Origin of the sequence: Breznakibacter xylanolyticus (assembly GCF_003254275.1) — a bacterium.
GTDB classification, from domain to species: domain Bacteria; phylum Bacteroidota; class Bacteroidia; order Bacteroidales; family Marinilabiliaceae; genus Breznakibacter; species Breznakibacter xylanolyticus.
Genome location: NZ_QKZK01000073.1, coordinates 1 through 4,258 on the forward strand (window position 1 = coordinate 1; position 4,258 = coordinate 4,258).

The 4,258-nt window shown below is 37.7% G+C and carries 5 protein-coding genes; 2 read left to right on the top strand and 3 right to left on the bottom strand.

All coding sequences use genetic code 11. The features are described from left to right. A partial coding sequence (locus LX69_RS17290) for a hypothetical protein (RefSeq protein ID WP_221621417.1) occupies positions 1-181 on the bottom strand: 181 nt, incomplete at its 3' end. A gap of 351 nt (positions 182-532) precedes the next feature. Here LX69_RS17290 and LX69_RS17295 point away from each other — a divergent pair. Continuing rightward, positions 533-1,045: a hypothetical protein gene (locus LX69_RS17295; RefSeq protein WP_111447276.1), complete on the top strand. Its 513-nt coding sequence runs from the start codon at positions 533-535 to the stop codon at positions 1,043-1,045. A 320-nt stretch (positions 1,046-1,365) separates the two neighbouring features. Beyond that, positions 1,366-2,253, top strand: coding sequence for an Ig-like domain-containing protein (locus LX69_RS17300; protein WP_111447277.1), 888 nt, complete (start codon positions 1,366-1,368; stop codon positions 2,251-2,253). Positions 2,254-2,519: 266 nt separating this feature from the next. Here the strand turns inward: LX69_RS17300 and LX69_RS17310 are convergent, their stop codons facing one another. Then, positions 2,520-3,431 carry a carboxypeptidase regulatory-like domain-containing protein gene (locus tag LX69_RS17310; protein WP_111447279.1) on the bottom strand — a complete coding sequence of 304 codons (912 nt, stop codon included), beginning with the start codon at positions 3,429-3,431 and terminating at the stop codon, positions 2,520-2,522. A 146-nt stretch (positions 3,432-3,577) separates the two neighbouring features. Then, on the bottom strand, positions 3,578-3,769 hold the full coding sequence (locus tag LX69_RS17315) for a hypothetical protein (protein WP_111447280.1): 192 nt from the start codon (positions 3,767-3,769) through the stop codon (positions 3,578-3,580). Between the last annotated feature and the right edge of the window lie 489 nt (positions 3,770-4,258).

A 4,258-nucleotide genomic window follows, 5' to 3' on the forward strand; every position in this document is an offset into this window, starting at 1 on the left:
ATTCCGGTAGTCTGCCAAAGTGTAGGGAAATCTTTGCCACTTGTCGGATGTAGTTGTTGAGGGTGCTTTGACTCTGTCCGCGAAGAATGACTTGTTGCTGAAGTCGGTCGTAAACTTGTTGAAAACCGGTAATGGTAGCTTTCGCGTTCTCAATGATTGTAGAACCTGGATTCTGTTTCATAGTGATAGTTTTTAATGTGATAAATTAAAAACTATTACTGCGTAATGGATAATAAAAAGTAATTTTAGGGGGCAATATGGAGAGCTATCCCGTTAGGGATTTAGTTCAACATCGCATATACCCAATGGCTGGTTTACTGCACTTTGCAAGGTTTTTGCCCGCTCAAACGTATCCACGGTTTGACAGTTGAATCGCCCGCAATCAGCCACTGGGCATATGCGTAACGTTGTGCTTAATTCAAAAAGACTTTAATTACAGTAACTTATGAATCTATCATGCGATCTGTTAGAGATTTGAAAGTTTAAAAATTTGTCATTAGTGACAATTTTAATACTTAACCATTAATTCAATATGACTAGAAACAAAAAAGCCAAAAATCCGCTATTAGGAATAATAATTTTTGTAGGAATTCTGTTTATTTTTATTCATTTGCAATATACTACTTACAAAAGAGCTTATATTCAACAAGAAATGTTGACACAAGTACAAGGCATTATTACTAATGTTCAAAAAATAAAATTCGGAAGAGGAAACTTAAGTAATGCTTATGCACTTACAATAAAAGATATACCAATCAGTTTTGCAATTCAGGACAACGACATAGAGGCTTATAGTTTTATTCAATCGAATGAAGTGACAGGCAGACAAGTTAATCTACTCTATAATCAAGAAGACTTTAATACTGATAAAAATTTGACTTTTCATGTTTATGAGGTTAATATAAATGGTAGAAATATTTTAAGTATAAAAGAAACAACTAGATTTTATAAAATTGTATTTTATATTTCCTTTATTATCCCTATTTTTTTTATCACAATGATTATCTATAAAAGAAGAACTAAGCACAACATCGCATATACCTAATGGCTGGTTTCCTGCACTTTGCAAGGCTTTTTGCCCGCTAAAACCCATTAACGGTTTGACAGTTGAATCGCCCGCAATCAGCCACTAGGCATATGCGTAACGTTAGCCCCAAGCCTATGAAAAAAACAGACAATCTGTATAAACAGGAAAATAAATCCTCCGCACAAAAGCAAGAGTGCTCAAGCCCCCCACACAAACAAACGCGATCTTTCGCACACATGCTTTTCTTCCAACCCATCTTTTTGTAAATTGAAAATCTTTAGTATACAGGAAAAGACAAATGATTAAATCTTAATAATCTAATACTTAATAATGAAAAAATGAAAAATTCAATTTCTCAGATCGTAATTGGAGGTTTGTGTTTTATCTCAATCCTCTATAGTTGTGAAAATAATGATGAAAAAAACAGTTCCCCTGTTTGTGAAATCATAAAGCCAATTGATAATGATAGTATTAAAGTAGGTGATGTATTGCTAATTCAGGTTGAGTCAAATGATGAAGATGGAAATATTTCCGAAGTTCGATTTTATATTGACGATATAGGGGTAAGTTCATCAACTATATATCCATATAAATACAATTGGGATACTAAGAATGAAACTGCAGGTAAACATAAAATAAAAGTTGTCGCAAAAGACGATAAAGGTGCACAAGCAACAGAAGAAATAAATACATTCATTTTAGGGGGACCGACTAAAGCAAATGCTGGTTTGGATCAATATTTGTCAGATGGCAGAACTTCAACAACTCTTGATGCAAATGTGCCTTTAGCATATCAAGGTAAAGGTAAATGGTCAATAATAGATGGTAGTGGTGGAAAATTTGAAAATGACACAGTTGCAAATACAACTTTTACCGGTATCAAATGTAGTCAGTATACATTAGAGTGGACAATTACCTCGTATTCTGGTGATAAATCCTATGATAATGTTCATGTAAGTTTTAATCGTTATCCATCATATTCCAATGCAGGTACAGACCAAGTTATCACAAATAAGACAAATACGGTTCTAGCTGCTAATAAACCTGAAATTGGTTTTGGCGTCGGCAAATGGTCTGTATATACTGGCGTCGGTGGTAATTTTAATGATATAACTAATCCAAATACCGTTTTTACAGGGAAAAGCAGTACATCTTACTTGCTTTTATGGACGATTAGTACAGAATGTAAAAGTTCTATTGATACAGTGAAAATATCATTTAATTGAGGTAATTCTTGAATTATGATTATTGTTGTCGGTTCAATATTTGCATTCTTTTTTTTGATTATTATAAGTTTTCTAATTGGTGATACTTTTCGGAAATTATTAGCGAGCAATAGTTATTATAAAGAAAGTTCTGGCACAGATACTTTTAAGACATTCGTAATTGGTCTTGCAATATTGATTGCTATTGCAGTTCTTTATAACAAATGTACTCATGGGGGATGAGTTTTGAAGACAAAAGGGGCGTCACCGCCCCTTTTGCTCTTATCTTAGTTCTTCTCCATCTCAATTTTCAAATTCGTCGTTTCCCCGTTCGCCACATTCACCGTCACAACCTGTGGTTTATAGCCCACCTTTTTCACTGTCACGGTATAGGTGCCTTCTGGCATACTTGGTATCCTGAAATTCCCCTTTTCGGCACTCTTTTTCACCATCGTGTCAACCGCAACAGCCGAAGCCGATTTTAACATCCCGTTGCTTTCAGGTGCAAAGGTAAAAGTCACGTTTTTCAACGGTTCACCATTTTCGGCAGCCGTCACGTTACCAAGCAGGGCAGTCGCCTTACCGCCTGTTGAAATAATAATCCGACTGGTTTTATACTGACTGTAAAAATCAGGTTTCGATACTTTAAAAAGTTCAATATCCAAATCCATCCGTTTCACCAATAAATCTTCGGCTTCCTTAAAAAGTTTGGTCAAATTTTCGGTGGCTGTCTTGGTTTGGGCTTTTGCGTTTTTGGGTTTTGCAAGCGTAGCCGAATAAGCTGTAATCGAAGCTTGTAAATCAGTAATCATGGCAGCCGTCACACCGTAAGCTGTCAAAGCTGTAGCGTTGGCAACAGCCCTTGATAATACGGCATTACAAATTCCAATCACATCCGTGTCACGGGCTTTGTTCAAATACGAAGCTGGATATTGTACGCTTTCCAATATCTCCGCATTACCTGTTGTATTTCCAAACGACTGTAATCGGTTACTCATAAACAGCGTTTTTTCAGTCATCACGGCACGTTTGCCCTTCTTGTCGGTCGTTACACCTGTGGTTTCAATGGTTTGGGCATCCCTGTTTTGTTCAATCAACGGGATTTTGGCAGCCCAAAGGTTGTACGTCGCTGCAAACAATGCATTGGTTGTCCATGTCGATTGGTACTTTTTACAAGTCCCTTTCACACCATAAAACATGCTCAACTTGTCTTCCTGTAATTAGAGAGCCTTTCGCTGTCGGAATCTTCAATTTCTCTCCCCACAATCCACATTTCTTATGACTTTCCCCGCATTTCTTTGCTCTATCCCCGCATTTCCTGAGTCTCTGACTGGATTTCTTTCAACTATCCCCGCATTTCTCCAGAATATTCCGCATTTCTTTGTCCAATGTAGGCATTTCTTTCCCAACATTCGCCATTTCCTTCAAAATATTCCGCATTTCCGTCAATACATTCGCCATTTCTTTGGTCTATCCCTGCATTTCCGTCGGCTATCATCGCATTTCTTAAAAATATCCCTTCATTTCTTAATAACATCCCTTCATTTCTTAAAAAAATTAACATATCTCCGCCCCAAATCCCCCATCACCAGCCCCAACCCTCCGCATTCAGGCCCATTTGCAGCCCGCGCAGACCCGCCCACAAACCCAAGGCTGCAAAAAAGCCTGCCTGCCCAACCCACATCCTGAAAATCTTCACACACAGAAAGTCTTTAACATATTGAAGGACTAAAAAGATTACTATATTTGGAAAACAAAAGGCCAGGGGCTAACATCGCATATACCTAATGGCGGTTTTACTGCGTTTTGCAAGGCTTTTCGCCCGCTCAAACTTATCCACGGTTTGACAGTTGAATCGTCCGCAATCCGCCACTAGGCATATGCGCAACCGTTGTGTGCAATATTAATATACAAAGAAATGTATAACCTATTAGTATCCCCCCCACCAACCCCATCTATTAGCACATAATCCGTCCCCCTATCTTTGGTGTCAAAAAACGACATGACACAAAGAACCTCACTTGCA